The sequence below is a fragment of the Streptomyces sp. NPDC028722 genome (assembly GCF_040637655.1).
GTDB lineage: Bacteria > Actinomycetota > Actinomycetes > Streptomycetales > Streptomycetaceae > Streptomyces.
In genome coordinates, this window is sequence record NZ_JBEZWU010000039.1 from 20,943 (window position 1) to 44,419 (window position 23,477).

The window sequence follows — 23,477 nt, forward strand, 5'->3', positions numbered from 1 at the left end:
AGCGGCACGGTCAGCGCGCTTCACAGTGTGTGTACGCGCGATACAGAGGGGTCGGCGGTGGCCTGCGCGGGCGACCGCTTAGCGTGCTGTCATGCGTGTCGACTACTCACCGGATGACATGGATCCCGGATCCTTCTACCGCCTGCTCACGGCCGTCGTCGTGCCCCGGCCGATCGCGTGGGTCTCGACCCTCACGCCCGACGGCGCGACGGCGAACCTGGCTCCGCACTCGTTCTTCACCGTCGCCTGCACCGATCCGCCCATCGTCCAGTTCACCTCCGTGGGCCGCAAGGACTCGCTGCGCAACGCGGAGGCGACGGGCGAGTTCGTCGTCAACTTCGCGCCCGAGCCGCTCTTCGCCGAGATCAACGCGACGGCGACCGACTTTCCCCGGGACCGGAGCGAGTTCGACGCCGTGGGCATCGATCGCGAGCCCTCGCTGCGGGTGCGGCCCCCGCGCGTGGCCGCTTCCCCGGTCGCCCTGGAGTGCACCCTGCACTCGACGCTGCGGCTGGGCGGTTCGACGGTCGTGTTCGGCCGGGTCGTGCACGCCGCGGTCCGCGAGGACGCGCTGGTCGCCGGCCACCCCGACATCGGGCTGCTGCGCCCGCTGTCCCGGCTGGGCGGCAACGAGTGGGGCACGGTCGGCGAGGTCCACGAGCTGGCCCGGGTGCCCTACCCGGACACGGCACGCGACTGACCGCCCCGGACATCCGCTTCTCCCGCACGGCCGGTCCCGCGCCGCGGGGGACGGTGAGTACCATCCGGTGTCCTGACCGCGAAGGGAGAGGGCGACCGCATGAGCACGACGCAGAGCACCGGCCCGGCGTCCGTCCTGCGCGCGGCGTACGGAGCCGCCTCGGCGGCGGTCGCGGACCTCGGCGACGAGGAGTCCTGGCTGCCGACCGGCTGTACGGGCTGGGCGGTGCGCGACCTCGTCTTCCACTGCCTCCAGGACGCCCAGCGCGCCCTGGTGGCCCTGCACACGCCCGCGCACGGACCCGCCGACCGGGACGCGGTGACCTACTGGCGGGACTGGCGGCCGGACACGGCCGGGGCGGCGAACGGCCGGCGCTGGGTACGGGTGAACGGCAGCATGTTCCTCGACTTCGGCCAACTGCGCGGCCTGTACCTGGAGACGCTGGCGGCGGCCGCGCACGCGGCGGCCACCGTGCCGCCCGAGACGCGGGTGGCCACGCAGGGGCACGTCCTGACGGCCGGCGACCTCACGATCACGCTCGCGGTGGAGGCGACCGTCCACCACCTGGATCTGACCGTCCGGCTCCCGCACGCGCCCGGCCCCTCGGCCGAGGGACTGGGGGCGGTCCGCGCCACCCTGGACGGTCTGCTCGGCCGGCCCGCCCTGCCGGAGTGGAGCGACACGCACTACGCGCGCGTGGGCACCGGGCGGGCCGCGCTCACCGACGCCGAACGGACGGCCCTCGGGCCGGCGGCGGACCGGTTCCCGCTGTTCGGCTGAGGCACCGGCCGGGCCCCGGCCACACGCCCAACACGGGGAACACGCGCGCGACTCCTGCGCGGTGCGGGGCGCACCGGTCAGGTTGATGGAAACCTGCGCCTCATGAACAACCCTCCCACCATCAACAGTTACGTCGACCGGGTCACGGCCGGCCCCGGCGGAGCGATGACCGACGAGGTCGGCGTCCTCACCGGCGACCTCACCGTCGCGACCATCCTCCGCTCGGACGGCCACAGTGTGCGCGTCGCCGTCCAGCAGTCCGGCAGCGACACCTGGTACACCCTCGCCGGCAGCCCCGCGCCGGTGCCGGGCGGCCAGATCGCCGCCTACCACCGGGATCTGCTGGGCCGTATCCGCCGGGGTGGCGGCACCCGCGCCACCTGAGCGCCGGTGGCCGGATCGGAGTGGGAGGATCGGACCCGGCCGAGTGCGGGCGGGCGGCCACGGGCAGGCCGAGCGCCCGGGAGCGGCACGGGTGCGGTCCGTGGAGTCCGGAGCGCGAACGGGTCCGATCCGGCCACGCGGGTGCCGCCACTCCGTCAGGAACGCGCCCGGACGGCGAACCGCCGCGTGAGACGGCGACTCACGGGTAACCGGCGATGTCATGAACGCGTTGAAGAAACGGCCGCAGTGGCCGGTGCACCGACAGGAGTCCGCGCCCCTCGTCACCGGCCCGGGGAGGCAGCCGTGCTCTTCCTGATCGCCGCCCTGCTCCTGCTGGGCATCGTCGTGGGGTCGGCGGCCTACCTCCCCTGGCCCGTCACGCTGGTGGTCGGTTCGCTCATCGCCCTCTGGCTCGTCGTCTTCGCGGGACGCGAACGGCGGCGCCGCAACCGGACGAGGAGGGTGTGACGATGCGACTGACCGCACCCCCCTCGGCCCGGACGGGCCGGCGGGACACCGAAGGCATGGCCGTGGCCTCCTTCGTCCTCGGACTCGTCGGACTGCTCGTCCTCAACCTCGTCCTCGGCCCCGTCGCCATCGTGCTGGCCGTCCTGGCCCTGCGCCGGGACACACCTCGCCGGTTCCGGGCGCTCCTGGGACTGGGACTGGGCATCGCGGACCTCGTCGTGCTCGCCGTCCTCGTCTTCGCGCACGGCACGGCGTCCTGGTCGGTCTGGGGCGGCTGAGCCCGCCGGTGTACCGGGCACATCGGGTTTCGGCCGGCGTGTCCGGGAAAACCGGTGGGCGTGGTGTCGTACGGACCGGAGCAGCGTGTGCACACCCCCGTGCTGCGTGCCGGGTGGCTCACCCAGACCTTCGTGCACTGGGCGTACTCCCCCCGCCAGGTCCAGCGGCTGCTGCCGGCGGGGCTCGTGGTGGACACGTTCGACGGGGCGGCGTGGGTGGGCCTCACCGCGTTCGTCATGACCGGCGTGCGTCCGCCCGGCTCCCCCGTCGCCCTGCCGTCCTTCGCCGAGACCAACCTGCGGACCTACGTCCGTGACCGGGGCGGCCGGGACGGGCTGTGGTTCCTCTCCATCGAGGTGGCCTGCCCGGTGATGCTGGCGGCCCGCGCGGTGGGCGTGCCGTACCGCCTCGGCCGCCTGGACGTGTCGCGCCACGGAGAGACCCTCGTCTACACCGGGGTCCGGCGCGGCAACGGCCCCCGCTACCACCTGGCCGTCCGGCCGGGCACGCCGATCCGGCCGGGCCCCCGGGACGTGTGGCTGACCTCGCGGTGGCGGGCCTACACGCGGCGACTCGGCATGCTCTGGGAGACGCCCGTCGAACACGCGCCCTGGCCGCTGCGCGCGGCCCGCCTCGACCGGGTCGAGGAGACCCTCACCCGGGCGGCGGGACTGCCACCGTCCGGCACCGAGCCGACCGTGCACTTCTCCGACGGCGTGGGGAGCGTGCGTCTCGGCGTCTCCCGCCCGCTGCGGCCCGCCCGCGGCCGGGACGCGGACGGCGGCGGGCCACCGGGATCACGGACACCCCGGGGCCACGGCAGTCACGGCAGTCACGGCAGCTACGAAGGAGGCTCGCGATGAACCGTTCCCGTACGTCCGGCCCCGAGGGCACGAACGGCCTCGACATGCGGCTGCTCGGTATCTACCTCAACGACCACCTCACCGGTGCCACGGCGGGCACCGAGCGGGCCGGCAACCTGGTGCGGTCGGCCCGTGGTTCCGCGCTGGGCAGGGCCCTCGGACCGGTCGCCGCGGAGATCCGCGAGGACCGGGCGGCACTGCTGCGCATCATGCGGGACCTGAACGTGCCGGTGCGCCGCGCCAAGGTCTGCGCCGGCTGGGCGGCCGAGAAGGTGGGGCGCCTGAAGACCAACGGCCGGCTGGTACGGCGGTCTCCCCTGACCACGGTCGTGGAGCTGGAGGCGCTGCGGATGGCGGTGGAGGGCAAGGCCGCCGGATGGAGCACCCTGCGCCGGCTCACCACGGTCGACCGGCGCCTGGATCCCGGTCGGCTCGACACCCTCCTGGAGCGGGCCCGCCGGCAGCAGGACACCGTGGAGGAGTGGCGGATCCGCGCCGTGGACACGGCCCTGCGCACGAACGGCACCGACACGGCGTGAGCCACACGGTGCGCGTCGGCCGGAACCCGGACGCGCGCAGCGCGGCAAGCGGCTCCGTACGCCGTCCAGCACTGCGAACAGCCGTACGCCCGGCCGACTCGCTGCGCCGTCGGGCCCACGGAGCCGTACCCGAACCTGTCGGACCTCTAGGGGTGACGGCGCCGTTCACCGCCGGCGACCCGGGCACCGTCACCGGGTACGTCCACGACTGGTACGACCGGGGAGCCCGTCCTCACCGGGTGGGGCCGGCCGCGCTGATGACCCCCAGCGTGGACTCGGGGTCGTACTCCACGGCGACGTCGCCCAGGGCGACGATCCCGACCACGCACCCGTCCTCCACGACCGGCAGCCGGCGCAGGGCCTTGCCCCGCATCAGCCGCACGGCCCGCTCCACGTCGTCGTCCGGTGCCACGGTGACCAGCTCGCGGCTGCACGCCTCGGCGACCGTCCGCCCGGTGACGTCCCCGCCCTCGGCGAGGATCCGCACCGTCAGGTCCCGGTCCGTGACCAGGCCGCGCAGCCGGTGGCCGGCGCATACCAGGACCGCGCCGATGTCCTCGTCGCGCATCCGGGCCGCGACCTCGCACACCGGGGTGTCCGGTGCCACCGCGACCGGATTGGTGGTCATGATCTCGCGGACCGCCTGCGTCATGCACTCCTCCAGCTCAACCGGACGGGCTACGCCCGGCAGGTACCCCGGAAACGGGCGCATAGCCCGTCCGGGCGAGAACGGCGCCCGCCGCCCGCGGTCAGACCCGGCACCCGGATCCCGCCCTCCGTAGGCTGGACGGGCCCGGTCCTCCTCCGGGAGGTACGCCGCAGGCGGGAGACGGTCGTGATCGAACTGGCCGCGGCGTTCGCCGTCGCGGGAGCGGCGAGCAACGCCGTGGGCACCGCGTTCCAGCGCAAGGCGGCCTCGGCCAGCAGCCGGGGCGGGCTGCGGCTGCTGGCGGAGCTGGTGCACCAGCCCTACTGGATGATCGGCATGGCGGGGGTGATCTGCGCCGCGCTGTTCCAGAGCCTGGCCCTGATCAACGGCCCGCTCGCGCTGGTCCAGCCGCTGTTCATCCTGGAACTGCCCTTCGCACTGCTCGTCGCCGCCCCGCTGATGCACCGGCGGCTGCCCACCTGGGGCTGGTGGGGCGTCGGCGGCTGTGTGGCGGGCCTCGCCGTGCTGCTCCTGGCGGCGGCCCCGCACGGCGCGACCGACCAGGCGCCCCTCTCCCACTGGATCCCGGCCGTGTGCCTGTGCATCGGCGGTATGGCCGCGGCGATCCTCCTGGCCGGCCGGGGACGCCCGCCGGCCCGGCGCGCCGCGCTGCTGGCGGCGGCCTCCGCGACGGGCAACGCCCTGACCGCCGCTCTCCTGAAGTCGGCCAGCGGCACGTTCGCCGACCACGGTTTCTCCGCGTTCCTGCGGTCCTGGCAGACGTACGGCTTCGCGCTCGCCGGGGCCGTCTCCGTGCTCCTGCTGGAGAACGCGCTCCAGGCCGGTCCGCTGGCCGCGGCACAGCCCGCGCTGACCATCGGCGACGCGGTGGTGAGCCTGGTCCTGGGGATCACCCTCTTCGACGAACGGATCCGCACCGGGTGGTGGCTCGTGCCCGAGGCGTGCGGGGCCCTGATGATCGTGGTGGGAGTGGTGGTCCTCAGCCGGGCCGTCCAGCGCATCATCGTGGTCCCGGCGCCGGCCGGGAAGGAGCACATGGCCGGGTGAGGCCGCTCAGGGCGCGGCGACGAGGGGCGGCCGCCCCCAGTCGCGGGTCAGCGCCTCCCGCAGCGCACGCGCCGGAGCCGGACCGATCCGTTCCTCCAGCGCCGTTTCGATCACCCTGATCGTGGCCTGCGCCCGCTCGTGCACGCGCCGCCCCTCGGGGGTCGTGCGGATCAGGCGCCTGCGGGCGGACCCGGGGTCGGGCGTCTGCTCCAGCAGCCCCATGCCGATCAGGCCGTGCACCGCCTGATGGGCCGTCTGCCGGGTGACACCGATGCGCCGGGCCAGTTCGGAGACGGTGGTGCCCTCCGCGTCGAGCATCGCGAAGACGGACGCCTGCGCCGTCGTCACCGGCTGCTCGCCCGCGGCCTCCATGCTGGCGAACAGGGCGCGAACCAGCGGCGGGCCTCGGACAGGAGCTGGGGCAGGTTGGCGGCGCGATGACTCATGGCTCCTCGGAGGCTCGGGATACCCGCCGGACTATGCTCCCGGGCAGCGGCGGGCGACGAATCCGGCCGTCGTCGCGAAGCACCGCTCGACCTCCTCGTCCGTGAGACCCGCCCTCAGCTGGTCCGTGCCTGCCACCGGTGCGTGGTCGGCCGGGACTCCCGCGGCGCGCAGGGCCGCGGCGAGCCGTTCGCCCCGCGGCACGAGGGCGTCCCGGGTGCCGCGCAGGACGAGGAAGAGCGGGGCCCTGCGGCGTCACCCGCAGGGCGGGGCCGGCCGACGGGCTCACCAGGCCGTCGGCAGGGCCTGTCCCAGCACCATGCCGAGCGGGCCGAACAGGGCGACGGGTGGTGGTGCCGGTGACCTGACCCGCAGGAGCGCGAACGGGCACCGCCCGGGGTGGCCGCCGGAAGCGCCTCGGCGTGCGGCACGTGCGTCAGCTCCCGGTGCGCCACTGGTGGCCGGGCAGGAAGCGGACGTCGTACCACTGGGGCACGGTCGCGAACTTCTCCGGTTCCGGCACGAACGGGCGCGCGGGCAGCCCGAGTTCACCGGTGGGCGTGCCGAGGTTCTCGAAGAACCGCTCGAAGGTGCCGCCGGGCCCGGCGGCGACGCCGACGACCTGGGAGTGGTGGCGTTCCATGCGGTAGGCGTGGGGGCAGTTCTTCGGGACGAAGCCGAAGTCGCCGGGCGTGAGCAGCTTCTCGTGCTGCTCACCTGCGAGGTCCTCCACGAAGAGTCGTACGGCGCCCTGGGTGAGGGCCCGAAGGGCGAGCTGATCCCCACGCACTCCCACGCGGACACGTTTGAACGGAGCGCTCCGCTCCGATATGTTGCGCGGGTAGACACGGCGCCGACACGGAGGAACACATGCAGGCGACAAGCAGGCCGACCGCTCTGGTGACGGGCGGCAGCCGGGGAATCGGCGCGGCCACTTCACGGGAGCTCGCGGCACGCGGATACCGCGTGGCCGTCAACTACTTCTCGAACCGTGAGGCGGCCGACCGGGTGGTTTCGCTCATCGAGGCCGACGGCGGTGAGGCGTTCGCCGTGCGGGCCGATGTGTACGACCCCGCCCAGGCGGCCGGGCTGCTGGAGCGCTCCGCGGTCGACGGGCGCCTGGACGTCCTCGTCTGCAACGCCGGCGCCCGCTTCACCCCGACGCCCGTCCAGACGCTGGCGTGGGACGACTTCCACACCAAGGTGACGAACGAACTCGCGTCCGTCTACACGCTCACCCAACGGGCCCTGGCGGTCATGGGCGCCCAGGGCCGGGGCCGGATCGTGTACGTCTCCAGCGCCGTGGCCGACGGGCCGCCCACCGTGGGCATGGCCGCGCACGGCACCGCCAAGGCCGCCCTGAACACCTTCGCCCGCTTCGTCGCCTACGAGGCCGGTCCGCTCGGCGTCAACGTCAACGTCGTGGCGCCCGGCTTCGTCCGCACCGAGGCCAGCGCCGGGATGCCGCAGGAGTTCCAGCGGCGCCTGGTGGAGAGCACCCCCCTCGGGCGGGTCGCGGAACCGCTGGATGTGGCCCGGGCGATCGCCATGCTCGTCGGAGAGGAGGCCGGGTTCGTCACCGGCGCGGTCGTCACCGTCGACGGCGGGCACGGCGTGGGCCGCCCGTAAGGAAGAATGCTGCGCCATGGGTGACACGCACGCAGGCAAACCGCGCGGCCGGCAGCGGGAGGCGGACCTCAACGACGCCCGCCTCATGCGGGCGGCCCGCGAGGTCTTCGCCGAGCGCGGCTGGGACGCCCCCGTCTCCGAGATCGCCCGCCGCGCCGGCATCGGTATGGGCAGCCTGTACCGCCGCTACCCGAGCAAGGAACTGCTGGCGCAGCGGATGCGTGTCGCGGGGATGGAACAGCTCATCGCCCAGGCACGTACGGCGCTCGCCGAGGAGTCCGAACCCTGGGCGGCCTTCGCCCGTTTCCTGCGGGACGCGCTGTCGGCCCAGGGGCCGGGCGGTCCGCTCCTCCCCCTGGTCGGCGGCCGGCTGCCGGCCACGGACGAGGTGACCGCCGCGGCCGCCCGGCTGCGTGCCGCCCTCGACGAGTTGGTGGGAGACGCGCACCGGGCGGGAGTGCTGCGCACCGATTTCACCTCCGCCGACATTCCGCTGCTGCTCGAACACCTCGCCGCGCGGATCCCGGTCACAGGTGAGCGTGCCACCGCGCTGCACCTGCGCTATCTCGGCCTGGTCCTGGCCGGGCTGCGCACGCCGGCTGTCGCCGAGCCCGCCGGCCTGCCGGGACCCGCCCCGCACTGGGCCGAGCTCAGCGAACTGTGGAACGCGCCCGAGAGGTGAAAGGCCGCCGGACGGGTTGACCCGGCGGCCACCTGGCCCCCGTGAAGGGATCGCGAACGGTGCGCCCGTCGGACCCGACGGCCGGCCCGAGCGGGATGCCACCGCACACGCTCGGGGCCCGGCCGTCGTACGGCCGGGCCCCGAGCGGAGTGCGGGTGTTGCGGGTCAGCTCACCATCGGTACCAACGGCCCCGGCCGCCGCCGGAGTTGGCGGAGCGCATGACGAAGCCGAGGAGCCAGAGCACCAGGACGGCGATGGCGACCCACCAGAGAATCTTGATGGCGAAACCGGCACCGAAGAGGATCAGGGCGAGAAGCAGAACGAGAAGCAGGGGAACCATAAGTATCAACCTCCTGACCTCCGCATGCCCTGCGAACTTCCCTTCATTCTTCACCGGCCTCCTGTTTGTGAAGGGAAAGCGGGGGCACGAGCGGGTTACCGCGACAGCGGCACACAAGCTATGAGGAGGCGCTGTTCCATGACTGCCGGTGAGAAGGCCAAGGCGAAGACCGAGCAGGCCGAGGGCAAGACCAAGGAAGCCGTAGGAAGCGCCGTGGGGAATGACCGCATGGCCGCCGAGGGGCAGGCCACCAAGAGCAAGGGAGACGCCCGCGAGGCCAAGGAGAAGACCAAGGACGCCTTCAAGCACTGATGTGCTTCTCCCCGTCATACGAAAAGGGCCTGCCCGGGAATTGAACCGGGCAGGCCCTTTTCGCTGTCCGCATGAATATGCGCCTGACAGCTCACAGAGGTGAACGGCTGCGAGGCACCCGGGCCAGCGGACTCACCAGGCCGTACAACTGGTTGAAGGCGTCCCGCAGCACCGGGCGGTCCTGCGGCGTGGCCGTCACGAGGACCTGTTCCAGGAGCTGTCGGCGGCGTTGCCTCGTCGCTTCCAGTACGCACTTGCCGGCGCCGGTGAGGCAGAACTCCCCGGGCGGGACACGGCGCACCAGCGTGCGCTGCTCCAGCCGGTCGAGCAGGTTCCGCGCCGAGGAGAGGCTGACTCCGAGGTCCCTGGCGATCCGCTCCGGGCCGGCCTGACCACCCTCCAGGGCGAGCAGACCGCGCATCTGCTCCTCGGCGACCGTCGGGGCGACGTCCTCATGGGCCCGCTGCCACAACTGGATCATCGATGCGGCAACGTGTTCCGCCGCCAGCTCCGCTCCGGCAGGTTCGGGTTCCACTGACATGGCTTGCCCCTTCCTTGATGCCGTCGAGAACAGGCGCTTACCCACCTGATCACGCATCAGGCCCGCCCGTGCGTTCGAAAGGGTGCTGAACTGGGGCAGTCGAGCGGGGAAATGCGCCCGATACGGCCATCAGGGTGACGGATGCCGCAACGAGGTCAGCTGTCTAACGCCGCCGCCGCCTCCTGGGCGGAGTCGTAGATGTCGAGGATCTCGTCGACGCCGGTGATTCTCAGCAGCTGCCGCAGCTGGTCGGGCACCGCGGCCAGCACCAGCCTGGCACCGATCTCCTTCGCATACCGATGGGCCGCCAGCAGCGCGTTCAGTCCCGCGGAATCACAGAACGGCACCCCCGCGACATCCAGTACGACGAACCGGTCACCGGAATGGAGAAGGTCCAGGAACTCCGTGCGGAACATGGGTCCGGTCAGGTAATCCATCTCCCCGTGGAACACGGCCACCAGAGCCTGGCCCGAACGGGTCTTCACCACCGTAGGAACGTTGGACACCAGCCCTCCCGATACCGCCCGGAGCGCGCACCGCGTCCCGGGAATGGGCGCCTGCCCCCGATGCGGGCGCCCAACCAGTGTCAGGGATGCGGAGACAGGTCGCGTCCCTCCCGGTCGGACGAGGGCCACACATAGGGCAGGTCGTCCGGGACGCCGGGGAAGGCGGGCGCGTACGTCTCCGGGTCCTTGCGGACGAGCGCGGACCGGTGGCTGCGGTGGAAGGCCTCGTCACCGAGCCACGGCGGCAGTTCCCCGGCGGCGGCGAGGGCGGCCTGGTCACGCACGGGCGCGCCCGGACGGTGCGCGGCGTATCCGGCGACCAGTGAGGCGGCGCAGCTGTCCTGGTGCCCCTGCTCCCGCCAGACCCGGCACACCTCGAGGCCGTAGCGGACCAGAGCCTCGTCGTACCCGCTCCACATGCGCACGGCCGGGTGCCGGCGCCAGCCGTATCCGGGGACGGTCAGGCCGCGCAGGACCTGGAGCGCCTCGACCCGCTGTTTGCCCAGGCGGCGGCGGTCGAGGAGCAGGGCGGAGCAGCGGAAGTCGGGATCGGGGAGAAACGTCTGCATGGACGCCGTCCTGAGGGGGGTGGGGGCGGGGTGTCCGCCCGGTCCGGGTGCCGCGGTGGTGTTCCCCGGCGGTTCACGGGGCGTGCCCGCTCGCCGCGCGGTCGGCGTCCCCTCCCGCGCCGAGGAGTCCGGTGGGCTCCAGGGAGTCCTCGGCCTCCAGGCGCGGCAGTCCCCTGCGGGCCGCGCGCAGGACCAGCGGGGGCAGGACGGCGCGCACCGGCTGCACGAGCCGGAGCCAGGGCGGTGCGTACACGGCGGTACGGCGGTGTTCCAGGCCGTTGACGATCCGGCCGGCGACCTGCGTGACGTCGTACACCCGGCGCGCGGGTCCCGGCATGTGGCCGCGCAGCTCGCGCAGCACCGCGTACCGGTCGGCGTCGCGCACCATGTCGGTGTCGGTCCAGTTCGGGTAGGCGATGCCCACGGCGACGCCGTGCGCGGCGACCTCGGCGCGCAGCGCGTGCGCGAACGCTTCCACCCCCGCCTTCGACGCGCAGTAGGCGCTCATCATGGGGGCGGCGCCGAGCGACGCCAGGGAGGCGATCTGGAGGTAGTAGCCGGCCGTGGCCCGGAGGTCGGGAAGGAAGACGCGGGCGGTCTGGGCGCTCCCGGTGAGGTTGACGTCGATCACCCGCCGCCACTCGGCCGGGTCCGTGTCGGCGAACAGGCCGCCCGCCGCGATGCCGGCGTTGGCGATCACGACGGACGGGGTGCCGAGCCGCCGGTGTGTCTCGCGCGCGGCCCGGCGCAGGGCCGGGAGGTCGGTCACGTCCGCCTCGATCGCGAGTGCCCGCGTCGGCAGCTGGGCGGCCAGGTCGTCCAGCAGGTCCTTCTCGTGTCCGAGGAGGACCGGCCGGGCGCCCCGCCGGGCGACCTCGCGGGCGAGCGCGGCGCCCAGCCCCCGTGCGGCACCCGTCACCACGACAGTCCGGTCCTTCAGGGGACTGCTTGTCACGGGCTTCGCCTTTCTCTCGGCGGGGCGCTCGCCGCGCTCCGGTGGCGGGGTGCGGGTCAGGCCTCGGCGGCCGGGGGGCGCGCCGTGTGGTCGGGGTGCCCGCAGGTGCGGCGCTCCTCCTTCATCTCGGCCTCGTACAGGTGGTCCCGGCCCTGCGCGAGTTCGCTCACCGCGCTGCGTTCCAGCTGCTGGAACGGGCGGTAGTACGTGTCGTTGTATGCCTCGACGATCTGGAACGTCCAGTGGCCCGGGATGACGTTGCGGCCCAGGATCTCGGTCTGGACCTTGTCCGCCCACTCGGGATGCCCCGCCTCGCGCAGCAGCCGCACCGCCCGGTCCAGTTCCAGGTCGGCTCCGCCGGTGAGCTGGTGGAAGCCGTACAGGTGGCCGCGGGCGCGTTCGGTGGTCTCCAGGGCCTTCGACAGGGCTCCGAGGGCCTCGACGGTCTTGTCGTCGACACCTTCGGGACGCCGGTGCCGGCGGTCGGGTCCGTCCTGGTGGTCGTGCATGGTGCTCCCCTGGATGCGATGGCGTGTCCGGATCTCTTCCCGTTTCGCCGGGTGACCGGATGCGCCGTCCGCCGGACGGCCGGTCAGCGTTTGCGTCCGGTGCGGTCGCGGCGGGTGAGGACACGCTGGACACCTGCCAGGCCGGGTGCCCGCCGGGAGCGCAGCGCGGCCCGGGCCGCGTTGGCGCCGGGAGCGCCGTGCACGCCTCCGCCCGGATGGGCGCCGGCGGAGGCGAGGTACAGGCCCGGCACGGGGGTCTCCGGCCGTCCCGTGCCGGGTACGGGGCGGAAGACCAGCTGCTGATGGAGGGCGGTCGTGCCGCCGTTGATGGCGCCGCCCGTCAGATTGGCGTCCAGCGCCTCCAGGGTGGGCGGCGCGAGTACGCGCCGGGCGCGGACGAGGGAACGGAAGCCGGGGGCGAAGCGTTCCACCTGGCGTTCCACCCGGTCCGCCATCCGCTGCTGCTCGGATTCGTCCCAGGTACCGGTGATGCCCTCGTCGCCGGCGTCCGCCCGGATGTCGTGCGGCACGTGGGTGTAGGCCCAGGCGGACTCGGTGCCCTCGGGGGAACGGGAGGAGTCCGCCGTGGTCATCTGCCCGAACAGGGCGAAGGGACGGTCGGGCACCTGACGCATGGCGATCTGCGCGGCGAAGCGGGTCAGCTCGTCCACGCCGTCGGCCAGGTGGACGGTTCCGGCCCGCGCGGCCTGCTCGGCCCGCCACGGCACGGGGCCGTCCAGCGCCCAGTCCACCTTGAAGGTGGCGAAGTCCCACTGGAACCGCAGCAGGTCCGCCATCAGCTGGGCGGGCAGGTGTTCGGCGCCGACGAGTTCCCGGTAGAGGACGGGTACGGCCACGTCGGCGAGTACGGCCCTGCGCGCGGGCACCGCCGCACCGGCGCTGGTGCGCACCCCCACGGCCCGGCCACCGCGGATGACGATGTTCTGCACCCGTTCCCCGCAGCGGATCTCCCCGCCCTTGCGACGTAGCCGCCGCACCAGCGCCTCGGTCAGCGCGCCGGAGCCGCCGGCCGGCACGGGGAAGCCGTACGTCTGCCCCAGCATCGACATCAGCCAGCCGAAGCCGCCGCTGCCCGCGGACTCGGGGGCGAGGTCGGCGTGCAGGGCGCTGCCGGCCAGCAGCAGCCGTCCGCCCTCGCCGCGGAACTCCTCCTCCCCCATCCGGCGCACCGGCAGGACCAGGGACCGGGCCGTGCGCAGACCGCCCGCCGCGCGCAGTGTCCGCAGGAGCCGGACGGAGGACTTGATCGGCGGGAACGGGGTGAACAGGGCGCCCAGCAGGTCCGGGCGCAGGGTCTCCCACAACTCGCACAGGCGCCGCCAGGCCGCTCCGTCGCCGGGCGCGAAGGCCTCGACGGACGCGGCCGTCCTCTCGGTGTTCCGGTCGAGGACGGCGCACCGGCCGTCGCTCAGCGGGTGGGCGAGCACGCTCGGCGCGTGGCTCCAGCGCAGCCCGTGCTCCTCCAGACGGAGCATGGACAGCACGGGGGACGCGGCGGCCAGCGGGTAGAAGGAACTGAAGAGGTCGTTGACGAAGTCGGGGTGGACGCCCCGGTCGTGGCGGACCGCGCCGCCCGGCTCGGGCTGCTCCTCGATCACCAGGACGCTCCACCCGGCGTCGGCCAGCACGTTAGCGGCCACCAGCCCGTTGGGGCCCGCCCCGATCACCACGGCGTCAGGCATGACCGGGTGCCCTCCCGGTGTGGGCCTGCCGGGCGGAGGCCGTGGGGCGCCGCTGTGGGCCGTCCTCGCAGCACCGGGCGAGCCGGGCGAGCATAGAGCGGTGGCGCACCTGGATCAACGCCTCGATGCCGACGTTGTGCAGGACGGCTCCGGCCCCCTGCAAGGGATGTTCGTCCACGATGACCAGGCAGTGCTCACCCCACTCCCGCAGCTCGATCGAGAAACGGGCCGTGCCGAGCCATCCCGCCATGATCTCCAGTTCCAGGCGGGAGCCCCCCTCGCAGCGCCGGACGATGGTCTCGTTGGCGAGCCGCACCGGGCCCAGCCGGATCTCGTACGCGATGGACGCGCCGACCTCGGGCCACTGGCCCTCTTTCGGGCGGGACTCGCCGGTGCCCACCACCCAGTCGGCGTATCGGTTGCCGTCGGCGAGGACTTCCCACACCGCGGCCGGGTCGGCCTTGATCAGACGATGACGAACTGCCATAGGTGCCTCCGGATAGCGGACTGCCGACGGCCGACACCGGGTGCCCGAGGACGGGCGGCCCAACCGTGTGACCGGCCGGCGTGCCGTGTGCCCTCGTGCGGGAGGCCGTATGCCCGGAGGACCGCGGGCCGGCACGGGCCTGCTCCCCGGGAAACCGTGGGCCGTGTCCCCCGTACGGCAGGCGTGTGCCCTGCCCCTGCGGGCAAGCGGGAGCACAGGGGAACCCCGGTACGACGAGGGACATGGTCCCTGAGGAGGTCGGCGATGGTGTGGTGGGCCTGGGTGGTCCTGGTGATCGTGGCGATGGGACTGATCGCCGCGGCGACGCTGGCGGTGCAGGCCAGACGTCGTTCCGGAACGGTGATCGCGGTGCGCGGGGGCCGTCGCTCCGGTCGAGGAGGTCCGCGGTGATCACGCTGATGCTCGCTCGCGAGCTGACCGGGCGGGAGGTGGTGACCCTCGGCGGCGACGCGGTGGCGCGGATCAAGGACACCGTCTTCGACGCCGGGGCGGGCCGGATCACCGGCTTCACCCTCAGTGGCCGGGGGCTGCTGGCCGGGCCGCTGAAGCGGAGTCTGCCGTTCTCCGCGGTGCACGCGGTGGGGCCCGCGGCGGTGATGATCCCGAGCGAGGCCGTCCTCGCGGACCGGGACGCGGTGGTGGGGTCCCACGCGGCCGGAAACGGCCAGGTGATCGGGGCACCGGTGCTCACCGACCAGGGCACCGCGATCGGCACGGTGCGCGACGTGGTGGTCGAAGCCGGTACCGGCGGGCGCGTCGTCGGGTTCGAGATCGCCGCCAACGACCACTTCGACAGCCACCGGCGTCATGTGTTCATCCCCCGTGGGGAGACCCTGGCCGTCTCGGGCGAGGCCATGGTCGTCCCGGCGCGGGCGAGCCACTTCGCCGCTGCGGACCTGCCCAGCTTCGGCGCCCAGGTGGAGGCCTTCCAGGCGGGCGCCCACCTGCCGCACGCGGACACCCCCGCACCCGCCGAAGCCGAAGGAGACCCGGCATGACCCTCTTCACGCAGGCCCGGGGCCTTTCGGTGATCACCGCCGAGGAAGCGGTGACCCTGGGCACGGTGAGCGGCCTGACCATCGACGCCCGGACGCGGAGCGTGGCCTGCCTGCGCCTGTCCGGGGCGCCGAAAGGCTCCTCGGTCATCGCCTGGGGGGCGGTGGAGGCCGTCGGGCGCGACGCCGTGATCGTACGCTCACGCGTCGCCGCGGAGTCCGGGCCGGACGGCACGCCCGAGCACCGCGAGGCCGTCGGGAGCCGGGTGCTGACCGAGTACGGCACCGAACACGGCACCCTCAAGGACGTCGGCTTCGACCCGGTGACCGGAGAGATCCTCACGCTGTACACGGCGCTCGGTGACATCCCGGGAGAGCGTCTGATCGGCCTCGGCTCCTATGCCGTGGTCGTCCACGCGGACCGCGTCTGACCCCAGCGGGACACGGCGCGGTCGCCCTCGTACGCGGATCACCCGGACGGCTCCGTGTGCGGGGGCTCTCGCCGGGCAGTCGGCACGAGAGCCGGAGCCGGGCATGCCTGCCTGGTTCCGGCGGCGGCGTGCCGCGGCCGGCCCCCCGAGCAGGCCGCGGCCCCCGTCCCCTTCGCGCACGGGTGGCCCGTCGGGAGGAGTCACCCGCGTCCCGGACCGGAGCGGACGGGCACCGGTTGCCCCGCGCATGGGCGGGTACAGCGTGTGCGTGAGGTAGGTGTCCGTCCGGTCCAGGGGTTCCTGAGAGTGATGTGTTCGTGACTCGTCTCGGTGATGCCGGAGACGGCCAGGGACGCGCGGAGGGGGACGGCCCCGAAGCCGCCGCGTCGCAGATCGCCGATGCCGTGGAGCGTCTGTCCCAGCTGTGGTCGGATGCCGCGCAGCGCGCGAGTCTGCGGTTGTCGGCGCACCAGTTGCGGGGGCTGCGGATACTGGAGGCCACGCCGGGGCTGAATCTGACCGGGCTCGCGGAGCGCATGGACATCGGCCTGCCCACGGCCAGCCGGCTGTGCGACCGTCTGGAGGCAGCCGGCCTGCTGGAGCGGGTGCTGCATCCGCACAGCCGGCGCGAGGTGCAGCTGAACCTCACGGGTCACGGCCGGCGCCTGCTCACCGAGGTGGCCTCGGAGCGCGCAAGGGCGCTCGCCGCCCCCCTGGCCACCATGCGGACGGCCGAACGCGCGGCGCTGGTCCAGGGCATGCAGGCATTCCTGCGGGCACAGCGGCACGGGCCCGCGCGGGACGACGGTCCCGGCACCCGCGAACCCTGACGGACGGCGGGCCCGGGGTGACGGCCGGTCAGTGGTGCGTGCCGGTCACAGGAGGACCGCGGCGGCATCCCGCGCGCACAGGTCCGGCGGGCGGGCGTCGGCTCGCGGGGAGCCCGGCAGACGGGAACGGGCGGACGGACGCGGTGCCCGTGCGGCCCGCGCGGGTCAGGGCGCTGCCCCACACGCAGCGCGGGTCAGGACGCTGCCGTGCACGACGCACAGGTGACGACTCCGGCCGCGCTCGGCGGGATGCGGCGCGCAGGTGCGATCAGCGGACGGCGCACGGCGGGATCCGACGCACACGGGCGGCGCCGACAGGCGGGGCGCCGAGCCGGTCCTCGGGGTCCGGCGCCAGCTTCCGTAGGTGACGCAGCCGGCCGCGCGCGGCGCGGGATCCGACGTGCCGCACCGGCGATTCACGTGCCGCACCGGCGAACCGGGTGCCGCGCACCGCCGTACGGCCGGTGGCGGACGCCCGGCCCGGTGTCGGTCCGGGCCGCCGGGGCCGCCCCGGCGGTCAGGCTGTCGTGCTCACCGGTCGGCCGGCCTTCCGCGCCAGTCCAGGCAGACCACCAGCGCGTCGTCGTCGGGCATGGCCTCGCCCCGGTGGCCGGTCAGCTCCCGCAGGATGGCGCGCGGCACCTCGGCCGCGGGCAGCAACCGGGTCGACTGGATCGCCCGCGCGAGAGCGGCCTCCCCGTAGGCCTCCCCCTTGGGCGAGGCGACCGCGTGCACGCCGTCGCTGACGAACAGCAGCCGGTCCCCGGGCTCGACCTCGAACTCCTGCGCCACGTAGTCGGTCTCCTCGAACATGCCCAGCGGCAGCTGGGCCTCGAAACCGACGTGTTCCACGACGCCCCGCCGCAGGCGCAGCAGCTGCGGGGAACCGGCGTCGACCACCCGCACCCGCCCGTTCGTCAGGTCGAAGTCGAAGAGCAGGACCGACAGGTAGCAGCGTCCGCGGTAGTGGGCGTAGACGGCCTGGTCGGCGAGGGCGGCCTGGTCGGCGATGGGAATGCCGGCCCGGCGGGCGTTGCGCAGGGCGTTGATGGCGAGGTTGGTCAGCAGGGACGCCTCTATGCCCTCGCCCATGCCGTTGGTGACGTACAGCATCAGATGGTCGGCGGTGGCCGACCAGTCGAAGTTGTCACCGAAGATGGCGTAGGCGGGCTCCAGTTGCGCGGCCAGGTCGTACTCGGCACGCGAACAGGAGCGGCCGGGCAGGAGCTGCCACTGCATCTCGGCGGCCAGGGTCAGCCGGTCCTTGCGCCGCGCCTGGAGATACAGGTCGGTGTCCCGCTCGGCGACGAGCACCTCACGCCCCAGCACCTCGGCGATCTCGCAGAGTTCGGCCTCGTGGCGGCGGGCGTGGTCGGCGTCGGGCAGGGTCACGGACAGCACGCCGATCCGGTCGCCGCGCACGCTGACCGGCAGGTGCAGGCGCGCACGGCCGTCCCTGAGGTTCTCGCTGTAGCACTGCTGCGAGCCGAACGCCCGTCCCGCCACGCTGTTGTGCACCGACACCGGTTCCAGGGTGTGCGGCAGCACGGACACCGGCTGGAGCACGGTCAGGCTGTAGTCGGCCATGAACAGCTCGACGGCCTCGGCCGCGTACTGTTCGACCAGTACGCGGCGGGCGGCGTCGAGCAACTCATGGGGAGCCGCTGTCCGCAGAGCGCGTACAGCGGCGACGAATCTCTTCACGATGGGAAGTGAACCAATCTTTCGCCGGACAAAGTGTGAGCCTCCTGCGGAGGCGAAGTTCTCGCGTACCGTCAGCCGGTCGCGCCGGACATCCGTCGCCAGCACCCGCACCTAGTACGCTGGCGGGCACCCCAGTGCCTGCGAGAGTGTGACTGTGACTTCCTTCCACCGCCGACCGGAGCCCGAAGAGATCGCACGCGTGACCTCGACGGCCGCGGAGCTGCTGGAAGTCCTGTGGGGCCGGGCGTCCACCGCGCCGGCCTCCGCGTCCCAGCTGCGCCTGCTGCATATCCTCGAGCACCAGGACGGCATCAATATGCGCACGCTCGCCGAGGCACTGGCCTCGACGCCGCCGTCGACCAGCCGGCTGTTCGACAGGTTGCAGGCGGCGGGCTTGGTGGAGCGTGAGAACAGCCCGGCGGACCGGCGTGAGGTGCGGTTGCGCCTGAGCGGCCGGGGCCGCGCCTTCCTCGCCGATCTGCGGTCCCGCCGGGAGGCGGAGATCAGGGCGGTCCTCGGCCTCATGCCGGTCTCGAAGCGGACCGCGCTCGCGGAGGGGCTGGAAGCGTTCTGTGCCGTGGCCGCGGAGCAGATACACGACGACGCGCAGGGGCCCGGAAGCCGGACCGCCCGGACCGCCTGAACCGGCCGGCCGGCCGGCACCGCTTCTCTTGGACGGTGGCGCGCACACGGAGCGGCCTCCGTTGACCGGAGCATCCCGAATCCTTCCCCGTGTACATACGACACGGCTACTTTCTTGCCTCCTGGCTATAGTTGTCAAACGGCAACTGTGTGCGCCGGATGGTCCCTGGGCGGACGTGCAGAAGTCGTTCTGTCATCCGTGTACCCCGAGCTCCGGGCGATCCGCCGTACCTGTGGCGCACTTCTCGCCGGGGCCGGCGGGAGCGCGCCCGCGGGCGCGCCGGGGAACCGGGGCCTCAGCAGCGCGCACGCTCCGGCCGGTGCCGGGGGAAAGAGGTGCGCTCAGGTGGCGCCGGCCCGGGTGGCGCCACCGTCCGCCCCGGCTCCCCGGGCGTCGGCGGGCGTCGCGGGCCGGGTGAGGTGGTCGAGGATGTCGGTGAGCCGGAGCCGGTGGTCCAGGAAGCCGGGGCGGTTGTCCAGGCAGAGGTCGGCACCCAGGGAACTGGTGTACCGGTGGACCATGAGCAGGGCGGACAGACCGGAGGAGTCGATCCAGGTCAAGCCGCGGAAGTCCAGCCGGACCACCCTGGGCCGCGGATGGCGCTGGAGCTGTCCGACGACGGCGTCCACCAGGTCGTCGCTGGTGGAGTACTCCAGCTCGCCCGTGATGTGCACCGTCCACACGGCAGGCTCGCCGGTGATCTCCAGGCTGAATTCGGTGGGGGCGTGCTCGGTCATACGCGGATGTCGGGTCCGGGAGCGGGGCCGGTGGAGCGGGTGCGTATCGCGAGGCTCCCCTCGCGCAGCAGTCCCAGGGTGCGGGGGAAGTCGCGCAGCTGCCCGGCCAGGACGTCCAGCCCCGCGAGCAGGGAGTGCACCGGCACCCCGCGTGCCCGCAGGATGCCGGCGGTCCACGTCAGGAACGCGGTGAACACCTCGGGGTCGTCCACGTAGAGGGCGGTGGCCAGGAAGTCGACGATGTGGGCGACGTCCTCGGCCGTCCGCTCCCGCTGCGCATCGGTGTAGGCGCGCACCGCCGGGAAGCGGTCCTCGAGGTCGGTGAGGGCCTGTTTCACCAGCCCGCCACGGGAGTGGACGACCATCGTGTACTCCTGGTCGGCCAGGTGGGGCAGGTCGTCGACCGCCTGCCGGACCGCCGTCGGTGCGGGCCGGGGCAGGCCGTCCGCCAGTACGTCCGCGGCGCCGCGGGCGTCCGCCGCCCAGCGGTCGGCTCCCAGTGCCCTGGCGTATCTGCCGCCGGGCCCGAAGGCGCGGCCCCCGGCGAGGACCGGGACGCCGACGGCCTGGCAGGCGGTGATGGCCATGTGGGCGGTGGGCAGGTGGGTGGGCAGCGAGCCGGACAACAGGACCGCCTGCGGATCGGTGTGGTGCAGATGGGCGATGAGGTGCGGGGTGGGCGTCTGGGCCCCGAGGTAGTCCACCTGCCAGCCGCGCAGGCGCAATACCTCCGTCACCAGCCGGGCCGGGAAGGCGTGCCAGTCGCCGTCCACGCAGCCGACGGTCACCCGGCCCAGGTACGTCCGGCCGGTCCGCTCGGCCCGCGGCGGGTGGGCCAGGGCGGCGACCACCCGTTCGTTGATGGCGGTGGCGGCGTGCTCCTGCGCGACGGTGAGGCGGTCGGCGGCCCATTCGGTGCCGACCTTCTCCTGCACGGGGGCGATCACCTCCAGCAGCAGCGCCTCTTCGTCGAGGCCGTCGGCGAGCGCCTCCCGGACCACGTCCACGGCGTCGTACTCGTCACCGGCCGCGACGGCTTCCCAGAGCCGGTCGCGGCACTCGTCCGCCTGGGCGGGGTGGATCACCTGCTCCTCCTGGGATGCGGATGCCGGGCCTTGCCGTCGACCAGCGACAGGGGGCCGGTCGTGGGGGCGCTGATGGCGAGGACGGCCGTGTCGTCGTGGTGGCCGGTGCCGAGCCACTGGGTGGCGAGCATCTGGACGTGTTCCACGACGGCTTCCGCCGGCATGCCCGCGCACTCGGCCAGTGCCCGCCGGAGCCTGTGCTCCCCGAAGAACTCGTCGCCCAGCGGTCCGCCGCGGGCCTCGGTGATGCCGTCGGTGTAGAGCAGGCAGGTCTCCCCCGGCGCGAGCGTCGTCTCGACCGTGCGTGCCGTCACCGTGGGGAGCGCGCCGACCAGGGTGCCGCGGGTGGGCATCTCCTCGACCTCGCCGTTGTTGCGGACGACCAGCGGCGGAAGGTGTCCGGCGCTGGTCAGCCGCAGCTGCGTCCGGCCGCCCCGACGGGACACCGAGGCCAGCACGAGCGTGGCGAACCGGGTGTGGTGCGAAGTCAGTAAGGCGCCGTTGAGGAGGCTGAGGACCTGGAGGTGGTCCGCCGCGAGGGGCAGCAGCGCGTGCAGGGTGTTGCGGATCTTGCCGGTCAGTACGGCCGCGTCCAGGCCCTTGCCGGCGACGTCGCCGAGGACGACAAGGCTCTCCCGGGAGGGGTCGGCGCCGGGGTGGAAGTCGTAGAAGTCCCCGCCGACCCGTTCGTGGTCCTTGGCCGGGCGGTAGGCGGCGGCGTACTCCACCCCGTGCACCCGGTGCAGGGCGGGCGGGAGCAGTTCCCGCATCAGCGTGGCCGTGATGGCGGCCTGTTCGGTGTACAGCCGGGCCGCGGACAGGGCGGCGCCCGCCCGGGCGGCGAACAGCCGGGCGAAGACCTCCTCCCCGTCGGAGAAGGACTTCTCGGTGCCGGAGCGCAGCAGGATCAGTGCTCCGGCGGGTACCCCGTGGCCGGGCAGGGGGGCGATGATGACGGAGCCGGCCGTCCCCGGGAACCCCTCGGGCAGCAGCCAGTCCGGGATGTCGTCGGGGTTGATCCAGCGCGCCGGGACGGGCGGGAAGCCCTGGAGCGCCTCACTGAGACCGGGAACGCCGTGCGGATCGATGTTCCGGGTCACCTGGGTGACGGACCCGCCGCGCCGTGCGTACGTCACATGGTGGCGCCGGCCCTGCGGCGGGGCGACGAGCACGGCGGCCTCGGCCAGGTACTCGGCGGCCGTGTCGGCGACGACCTCCATGCAGCGGGGCACGTTCAGTGTGGACAGGAGCCTGCTGGAGACCTCGGCCAGGGCGTTCGACCGCTCCTGGGCGCTGTGCAGGGCCTGTTCGGCCCGGCGGCGGCCGGTGTCGTCGACCAGCCACCACACCACGTCCCCGTCGGCGGACGGCGAGGGATGCGCGTCGAAGAAGCGTTCGTCGATGGTGCCGCTCGACGGGCCGCAGGACGAATCGGGCTGCCCGCCGGCGAGGTGCCGGTGGGCGTCGGACAGCCAGACCGGCACGATGTCGTGGAGCCGGTCACCGTCGCAGGCGTCCGGCAGCAGCGACCGGGCGGCCCGGTTGAGGTGCACCAGGCCGCCGTGCCGGTCGACGACCAGGACGGGACAGGGGGCGTCGACCCACGTCGCACCGACACTGTCGGCGGCGTCGCGCGGGGCGGCGGAGAAGCCGCGAGAAGCGCACACAAGCAGGGGCACGCAGCATGCGCGCCCCACCACCTTCCTGCCTCGGGAAATAGATGCCTTACGGCAACAGTTCCCCATCCTGGTGTCAGGCGCAAGCCGCTCCGTGCGGTCGATGGCGGCACTCCGGTGCGGAATCCCTGCTGGGAGCGGCCGTACGGTGGTGAGAAAAATGTGGGCGACTTCCTGTCCGGGGCCGCGTGCGTCGCGGATTCCTCACGCGGAGCGGGGCCCGGTCGCCTGGAGGGCGTGCCGGGCCCGCATGCCTGAGCAGGCACGCGGTCCTCGGCGTGGGCGCCCGGCGATGTCCTACCTGGCCGCGGCCGGCCCGTCGGCCAGGGCGATGCGGACGGTGATCCTCTTGCCCACCGGTTCGCGCTGCGCCTCGAAGGCCTCGGCGACGGCCAGGACGATCTCCAGGCCGTGCTGGCCGACCCGGCCGGGCTCGGCGGCGCGGGCCACCGGCAGCACGTGGTCGGAGTCCCACACGGACACCTCGACCAGGGCGCCGGAGACGCGCAGGTCCATCAGGATCGGTCCCGGCGCGTACTTGCAGGCGTTGGTGACCAGTTCGCTGACGACCAGCTGCGTCAGGTCGAGCGCCCGGGCGGAGACCGGGACGCCGTACTCCTGCTGGGCGTGCGTCAGGAACACGGCGGCCCGGCGCCGGGCCTCGGCGATGCAGCCGACACCTCCGTCGAGCGCCGCGCTGGCCTGTATCGGCTCGGGGGTCATGTCCCGTACACGGTCGGCGCGGAGACCGCACGCCGTGGAAGCCGCATTCACTACCTTCACTTGGCCGCCTATACCCGCCTTGTAGGTCTCCATGCCCCTGACTGGACGAAGGGAACTCAGCGGGTCGTGAGCATTCCTTCGCGCAGGCGCTTGAGGGTGCGGGACAGCAGCCGCGAGACGTGCATCTGCGAGACACCCAGACGCTCACCGATCTGCGCCTGCGT

Annotated in this window: 34 protein-coding genes and 1 pseudogene; 16 read left to right on the forward strand and 19 right to left on the reverse strand. The window is 73.5% G+C overall.

The window, feature by feature from the left end; all coding sequences use genetic code 11:
• Positions 1–91: 91 nt before the first annotated feature.
• From AB0F03_RS34575 to AB0F03_RS34605, 7 genes are all read left to right on the forward strand, one after another.
• Positions 92–700: a flavin reductase family protein gene (locus AB0F03_RS34575; RefSeq protein ID WP_361999571.1), complete on the forward strand. Its 609-nt coding sequence runs from the start codon at positions 92–94 to the stop codon at positions 698–700.
• 99 nt (positions 701–799) lie between these two features.
• A complete protein-coding gene (locus AB0F03_RS34580) occupies positions 800–1,480 on the forward strand; it encodes a maleylpyruvate isomerase N-terminal domain-containing protein (RefSeq protein ID WP_361999574.1) in 681 nt (226 codons plus the stop codon).
• 102 nt (positions 1,481–1,582) lie between these two features.
• On the forward strand, positions 1,583–1,864 hold the full coding sequence (locus AB0F03_RS34585) for a hypothetical protein (protein ID WP_361999577.1): 282 nt from the start codon (positions 1,583–1,585) through the stop codon (positions 1,862–1,864).
• Positions 1,865–2,167: 303 nt separating this feature from the next.
• The gene (locus AB0F03_RS34590; RefSeq protein ID WP_361999580.1) at positions 2,168–2,332 is read left to right on the forward strand and encodes a hypothetical protein; all 165 of its coding nucleotides are present in this window, start codon (positions 2,168–2,170) and stop codon (positions 2,330–2,332) included.
• A gap of 2 nt (positions 2,333–2,334) precedes the next feature.
• Positions 2,335–2,610 (forward strand): DUF4190 domain-containing protein, encoded by a 276-nt coding sequence (locus AB0F03_RS34595; protein WP_361999583.1) that lies wholly within the window; start codon positions 2,335–2,337, stop codon positions 2,608–2,610.
• Between the two features lie 87 nt (positions 2,611–2,697).
• Complete coding sequence (locus AB0F03_RS34600; RefSeq protein WP_361999586.1) at positions 2,698–3,474, forward strand: DUF2071 domain-containing protein; 777 nt, start codon at positions 2,698–2,700, stop codon at positions 3,472–3,474.
• The gene (locus tag AB0F03_RS34605) at positions 3,471–4,013 is read left to right on the forward strand and encodes a hypothetical protein (protein WP_361999589.1); all 543 of its coding nucleotides are present in this window, start codon (positions 3,471–3,473) and stop codon (positions 4,011–4,013) included. Before AB0F03_RS34600 ends, AB0F03_RS34605 begins: the two co-directional genes overlap by 4 nt.
• 232 nt (positions 4,014–4,245) lie before the next feature.
• Here AB0F03_RS34605 and AB0F03_RS34610 read toward each other — a convergent pair whose 3' ends face one another.
• The gene (locus tag AB0F03_RS34610; protein WP_361999591.1) at positions 4,246–4,665 is read right to left on the reverse strand and encodes a CBS domain-containing protein; all 420 of its coding nucleotides are present in this window, start codon (positions 4,663–4,665) and stop codon (positions 4,246–4,248) included.
• Between the two features lie 183 nt (positions 4,666–4,848).
• Here AB0F03_RS34610 and AB0F03_RS34615 point away from each other — a divergent pair, with 183 nt between their 5' ends.
• A complete protein-coding gene (locus tag AB0F03_RS34615) occupies positions 4,849–5,730 on the forward strand; it encodes a DMT family transporter (protein ID WP_361999594.1) in 882 nt (293 codons plus the stop codon).
• A gap of 6 nt (positions 5,731–5,736) precedes the next feature.
• Here AB0F03_RS34615 and AB0F03_RS34620 read toward each other — a convergent pair whose 3' ends face one another.
• The 4 genes and pseudogenes from AB0F03_RS34620 to AB0F03_RS34635 form a co-directional block, all read right to left on the reverse strand.
• Complete coding sequence (locus tag AB0F03_RS34620; RefSeq protein ID WP_361999597.1) at positions 5,737–6,102, reverse strand: MarR family transcriptional regulator; 366 nt, start codon at positions 6,100–6,102, stop codon at positions 5,737–5,739.
• A gap of 105 nt (positions 6,103–6,207) precedes the next feature.
• Positions 6,208–6,378, reverse strand: coding sequence for a hypothetical protein (locus AB0F03_RS34625; protein WP_361999600.1), 171 nt, complete (start codon positions 6,376–6,378; stop codon positions 6,208–6,210).
• 81 nt (positions 6,379–6,459) lie between these two features.
• Positions 6,460–6,726, reverse strand: a complete 267-nt coding sequence (locus AB0F03_RS34630) for a DUF1427 family protein (protein ID WP_361999603.1) — start codon at positions 6,724–6,726, stop codon at positions 6,460–6,462.
• A pseudogene (locus AB0F03_RS34635) lies at positions 6,611–6,934 on the reverse strand (quercetin 2,3-dioxygenase); the annotation flags it as partial. The gene AB0F03_RS34630 and the pseudogene AB0F03_RS34635, both read right to left, overlap by 116 nt.
• Positions 6,935–7,044: 110 nt before the next feature.
• Here AB0F03_RS34635 and AB0F03_RS34640 point away from each other — a divergent pair.
• Positions 7,045–7,803 carry an SDR family oxidoreductase gene (locus tag AB0F03_RS34640; protein WP_361999606.1) on the forward strand — a complete coding sequence of 253 codons (759 nt, stop codon included), beginning with the start codon at positions 7,045–7,047 and terminating at the stop codon, positions 7,801–7,803.
• Positions 7,804–7,819: 16 nt separating this feature from the next.
• The gene (locus tag AB0F03_RS34645) at positions 7,820–8,485 is read left to right on the forward strand and encodes a helix-turn-helix domain-containing protein (RefSeq protein ID WP_361999609.1); all 666 of its coding nucleotides are present in this window, start codon (positions 7,820–7,822) and stop codon (positions 8,483–8,485) included.
• A 170-nt stretch (positions 8,486–8,655) separates the two neighbouring features.
• Here the strand turns inward: AB0F03_RS34645 and AB0F03_RS34650 are convergent, their stop codons facing one another.
• Entirely contained in the window at positions 8,656–8,826 is a 171-nt protein-coding gene (locus tag AB0F03_RS34650) for a hydrophobic protein (protein ID WP_361999612.1), read from the reverse strand.
• A 138-nt stretch (positions 8,827–8,964) separates the two neighbouring features.
• Here AB0F03_RS34650 and AB0F03_RS34655 point away from each other — a divergent pair, with 138 nt between their 5' ends.
• Positions 8,965–9,138 carry a CsbD family protein gene (locus tag AB0F03_RS34655; RefSeq protein ID WP_356825994.1) on the forward strand — a complete coding sequence of 58 codons (174 nt, stop codon included), beginning with the start codon at positions 8,965–8,967 and terminating at the stop codon, positions 9,136–9,138.
• 91 nt (positions 9,139–9,229) lie between these two features.
• Here AB0F03_RS34655 and AB0F03_RS34660 read toward each other — a convergent pair whose 3' ends face one another.
• The 7 genes from AB0F03_RS34660 to AB0F03_RS34690 all read right to left on the reverse strand — a co-directional run bounded on the left by AB0F03_RS34660 (position 9,230) and on the right by AB0F03_RS34690 (position 14,408).
• A complete protein-coding gene (locus AB0F03_RS34660; RefSeq protein WP_361999614.1) occupies positions 9,230–9,679 on the reverse strand; it encodes a helix-turn-helix domain-containing protein in 450 nt (149 codons plus the stop codon).
• 155 nt (positions 9,680–9,834) lie between these two features.
• Complete coding sequence (locus tag AB0F03_RS34665) at positions 9,835–10,185, reverse strand: STAS domain-containing protein (RefSeq protein ID WP_361999617.1); 351 nt, start codon at positions 10,183–10,185, stop codon at positions 9,835–9,837.
• Between the two features lie 80 nt (positions 10,186–10,265).
• A complete protein-coding gene (locus AB0F03_RS34670) occupies positions 10,266–10,754 on the reverse strand; it encodes an MSMEG_6728 family protein (protein ID WP_361999619.1) in 489 nt (162 codons plus the stop codon).
• Between the two features lie 73 nt (positions 10,755–10,827).
• Complete coding sequence (locus AB0F03_RS34675; RefSeq protein ID WP_361999622.1) at positions 10,828–11,709, reverse strand: SDR family oxidoreductase; 882 nt, start codon at positions 11,707–11,709, stop codon at positions 10,828–10,830.
• Positions 11,710–11,765: 56 nt separating this feature from the next.
• Entirely contained in the window at positions 11,766–12,218 is a 453-nt protein-coding gene (locus AB0F03_RS34680; protein WP_361999624.1) for a hypothetical protein, read from the reverse strand.
• Between the two features lie 83 nt (positions 12,219–12,301).
• Positions 12,302–13,921, reverse strand: coding sequence for an NAD(P)/FAD-dependent oxidoreductase (locus AB0F03_RS34685; RefSeq protein ID WP_361999627.1), 1,620 nt, complete (start codon positions 13,919–13,921; stop codon positions 12,302–12,304).
• Entirely contained in the window at positions 13,914–14,408 is a 495-nt protein-coding gene (locus AB0F03_RS34690) for an SRPBCC family protein (protein ID WP_361999629.1), read from the reverse strand. The genes AB0F03_RS34685 and AB0F03_RS34690 overlap by 8 nt, the downstream gene beginning before the upstream one ends.
• A gap of 264 nt (positions 14,409–14,672) precedes the next feature.
• On the opposite strand from AB0F03_RS34690, the gene AB0F03_RS34695 reads away from it, so the two are divergent.
• The 4 genes from AB0F03_RS34695 (at position 14,673) to AB0F03_RS34710 (ending at position 16,685) form a co-directional block, all read left to right on the forward strand.
• Positions 14,673–14,819 carry a hypothetical protein gene (locus AB0F03_RS34695; RefSeq protein ID WP_356947597.1) on the forward strand — a complete coding sequence of 49 codons (147 nt, stop codon included), beginning with the start codon at positions 14,673–14,675 and terminating at the stop codon, positions 14,817–14,819.
• Positions 14,816–15,427 carry a PRC-barrel domain-containing protein gene (locus AB0F03_RS34700; RefSeq protein WP_361999631.1) on the forward strand — a complete coding sequence of 204 codons (612 nt, stop codon included), beginning with the start codon at positions 14,816–14,818 and terminating at the stop codon, positions 15,425–15,427. The genes AB0F03_RS34695 and AB0F03_RS34700 overlap by 4 nt, the downstream gene beginning before the upstream one ends.
• Positions 15,424–15,855 (forward strand): PRC-barrel domain-containing protein, encoded by a 432-nt coding sequence (locus AB0F03_RS34705; protein WP_361999633.1) that lies wholly within the window; start codon positions 15,424–15,426, stop codon positions 15,853–15,855. Before AB0F03_RS34700 ends, AB0F03_RS34705 begins: the two co-directional genes overlap by 4 nt.
• A gap of 317 nt (positions 15,856–16,172) precedes the next feature.
• Positions 16,173–16,685 (forward strand): MarR family transcriptional regulator, encoded by a 513-nt coding sequence (locus AB0F03_RS34710; RefSeq protein WP_361999636.1) that lies wholly within the window; start codon positions 16,173–16,175, stop codon positions 16,683–16,685.
• A gap of 531 nt (positions 16,686–17,216) precedes the next feature.
• On the opposite strand, the gene AB0F03_RS34715 is transcribed toward AB0F03_RS34710, so the two are convergent.
• The gene (locus AB0F03_RS34715; RefSeq protein ID WP_361999638.1) at positions 17,217–18,389 is read right to left on the reverse strand and encodes a PP2C family protein-serine/threonine phosphatase; all 1,173 of its coding nucleotides are present in this window, start codon (positions 18,387–18,389) and stop codon (positions 17,217–17,219) included.
• 148 nt (positions 18,390–18,537) lie between these two features.
• On the opposite strand from AB0F03_RS34715, the gene AB0F03_RS34720 reads away from it, so the two are divergent.
• A complete protein-coding gene (locus AB0F03_RS34720; RefSeq protein ID WP_361999641.1) occupies positions 18,538–19,032 on the forward strand; it encodes a MarR family transcriptional regulator in 495 nt (164 codons plus the stop codon).
• Between the two features lie 341 nt (positions 19,033–19,373).
• Here AB0F03_RS34720 and AB0F03_RS34725 read toward each other — a convergent pair whose 3' ends face one another.
• The 5 genes from AB0F03_RS34725 to AB0F03_RS34745 all read right to left on the reverse strand — a co-directional run.
• Complete coding sequence (locus AB0F03_RS34725; protein WP_361999644.1) at positions 19,374–19,769, reverse strand: STAS domain-containing protein; 396 nt, start codon at positions 19,767–19,769, stop codon at positions 19,374–19,376.
• Complete coding sequence (locus tag AB0F03_RS34730; protein WP_361999646.1) at positions 19,766–20,854, reverse strand: B12-binding domain-containing protein; 1,089 nt, start codon at positions 20,852–20,854, stop codon at positions 19,766–19,768. The genes AB0F03_RS34725 and AB0F03_RS34730 overlap by 4 nt, the downstream gene beginning before the upstream one ends.
• On the reverse strand, positions 20,851–22,521 hold the full coding sequence (locus AB0F03_RS34735; RefSeq protein ID WP_361999649.1) for a PP2C family protein-serine/threonine phosphatase: 1,671 nt from the start codon (positions 22,519–22,521) through the stop codon (positions 20,851–20,853). Before AB0F03_RS34735 ends, AB0F03_RS34730 begins: the two co-directional genes overlap by 4 nt.
• 306 nt (positions 22,522–22,827) lie before the next feature.
• The gene (locus tag AB0F03_RS34740; protein ID WP_361999651.1) at positions 22,828–23,253 is read right to left on the reverse strand and encodes an ATP-binding protein; all 426 of its coding nucleotides are present in this window, start codon (positions 23,251–23,253) and stop codon (positions 22,828–22,830) included.
• 116 nt (positions 23,254–23,369) lie between these two features.
• Positions 23,370–23,477 (reverse strand): sigma factor-like helix-turn-helix DNA-binding protein (locus tag AB0F03_RS34745; protein WP_361999654.1); only part of this gene is annotated, 108 nt, incomplete at its 5' end.

Bases quoted from the DNA above. Each gene is read 5' to 3' on its own strand.
- AB0F03_RS34575 (WP_361999571.1), top strand. From the start codon at position 92: ATGCGTGTCGACTACTCACCGGATGACATGGATCCCGGATCCTTCTAC.
- AB0F03_RS34685 (WP_361999627.1), bottom strand. From the start codon at position 13,921: ATGCCTGACGCCGTGGTGATCGGGGCGGGCCCCAACGGGCTGGTGGCC.
- AB0F03_RS34740 (WP_361999651.1), bottom strand. From the start codon at position 23,253: ATGACCCCCGAGCCGATACAGGCCAGCGCGGCGCTCGACGGAGGTGTC.
- AB0F03_RS34695 (WP_356947597.1), top strand. From the start codon at position 14,673: ATGGTGTGGTGGGCCTGGGTGGTCCTGGTGATCGTGGCGATGGGACTG.
- AB0F03_RS34580 (WP_361999574.1), top strand. From the start codon at position 800: ATGAGCACGACGCAGAGCACCGGCCCGGCGTCCGTCCTGCGCGCGGCG.
- AB0F03_RS34650 (WP_361999612.1), bottom strand. From the start codon at position 8,826: ATGGTTCCCCTGCTTCTCGTTCTGCTTCTCGCCCTGATCCTCTTCGGT.
- AB0F03_RS34655 (WP_356825994.1), top strand. From the start codon at position 8,965: ATGACTGCCGGTGAGAAGGCCAAGGCGAAGACCGAGCAGGCCGAGGGC.
- AB0F03_RS34620 (WP_361999597.1), bottom strand. From the start codon at position 6,102: ATGGAGGCCGCGGGCGAGCAGCCGGTGACGACGGCGCAGGCGTCCGTC.
- AB0F03_RS34690 (WP_361999629.1), bottom strand. From the start codon at position 14,408: ATGGCAGTTCGTCATCGTCTGATCAAGGCCGACCCGGCCGCGGTGTGG.
- AB0F03_RS34610 (WP_361999591.1), bottom strand. From the start codon at position 4,665: ATGACGCAGGCGGTCCGCGAGATCATGACCACCAATCCGGTCGCGGTG.
- AB0F03_RS34640 (WP_361999606.1), top strand. From the start codon at position 7,045: ATGCAGGCGACAAGCAGGCCGACCGCTCTGGTGACGGGCGGCAGCCGG.
- AB0F03_RS34725 (WP_361999644.1), bottom strand. From the start codon at position 19,769: ATGACCGAGCACGCCCCCACCGAATTCAGCCTGGAGATCACCGGCGAG.
- AB0F03_RS34705 (WP_361999633.1), top strand. From the start codon at position 15,424: ATGACCCTCTTCACGCAGGCCCGGGGCCTTTCGGTGATCACCGCCGAG.
- AB0F03_RS34585 (WP_361999577.1), top strand. From the start codon at position 1,583: ATGAACAACCCTCCCACCATCAACAGTTACGTCGACCGGGTCACGGCC.
- AB0F03_RS34680 (WP_361999624.1), bottom strand. From the start codon at position 12,218: ATGCACGACCACCAGGACGGACCCGACCGCCGGCACCGGCGTCCCGAA.
- AB0F03_RS34595 (WP_361999583.1), top strand. From the start codon at position 2,335: ATGCGACTGACCGCACCCCCCTCGGCCCGGACGGGCCGGCGGGACACC.
- AB0F03_RS34670 (WP_361999619.1), bottom strand. From the start codon at position 10,754: ATGCAGACGTTTCTCCCCGATCCCGACTTCCGCTGCTCCGCCCTGCTC.
- AB0F03_RS34645 (WP_361999609.1), top strand. From the start codon at position 7,820: ATGGGTGACACGCACGCAGGCAAACCGCGCGGCCGGCAGCGGGAGGCG.
- AB0F03_RS34660 (WP_361999614.1), bottom strand. From the start codon at position 9,679: ATGTCAGTGGAACCCGAACCTGCCGGAGCGGAGCTGGCGGCGGAACAC.
- AB0F03_RS34605 (WP_361999589.1), top strand. From the start codon at position 3,471: ATGAACCGTTCCCGTACGTCCGGCCCCGAGGGCACGAACGGCCTCGAC.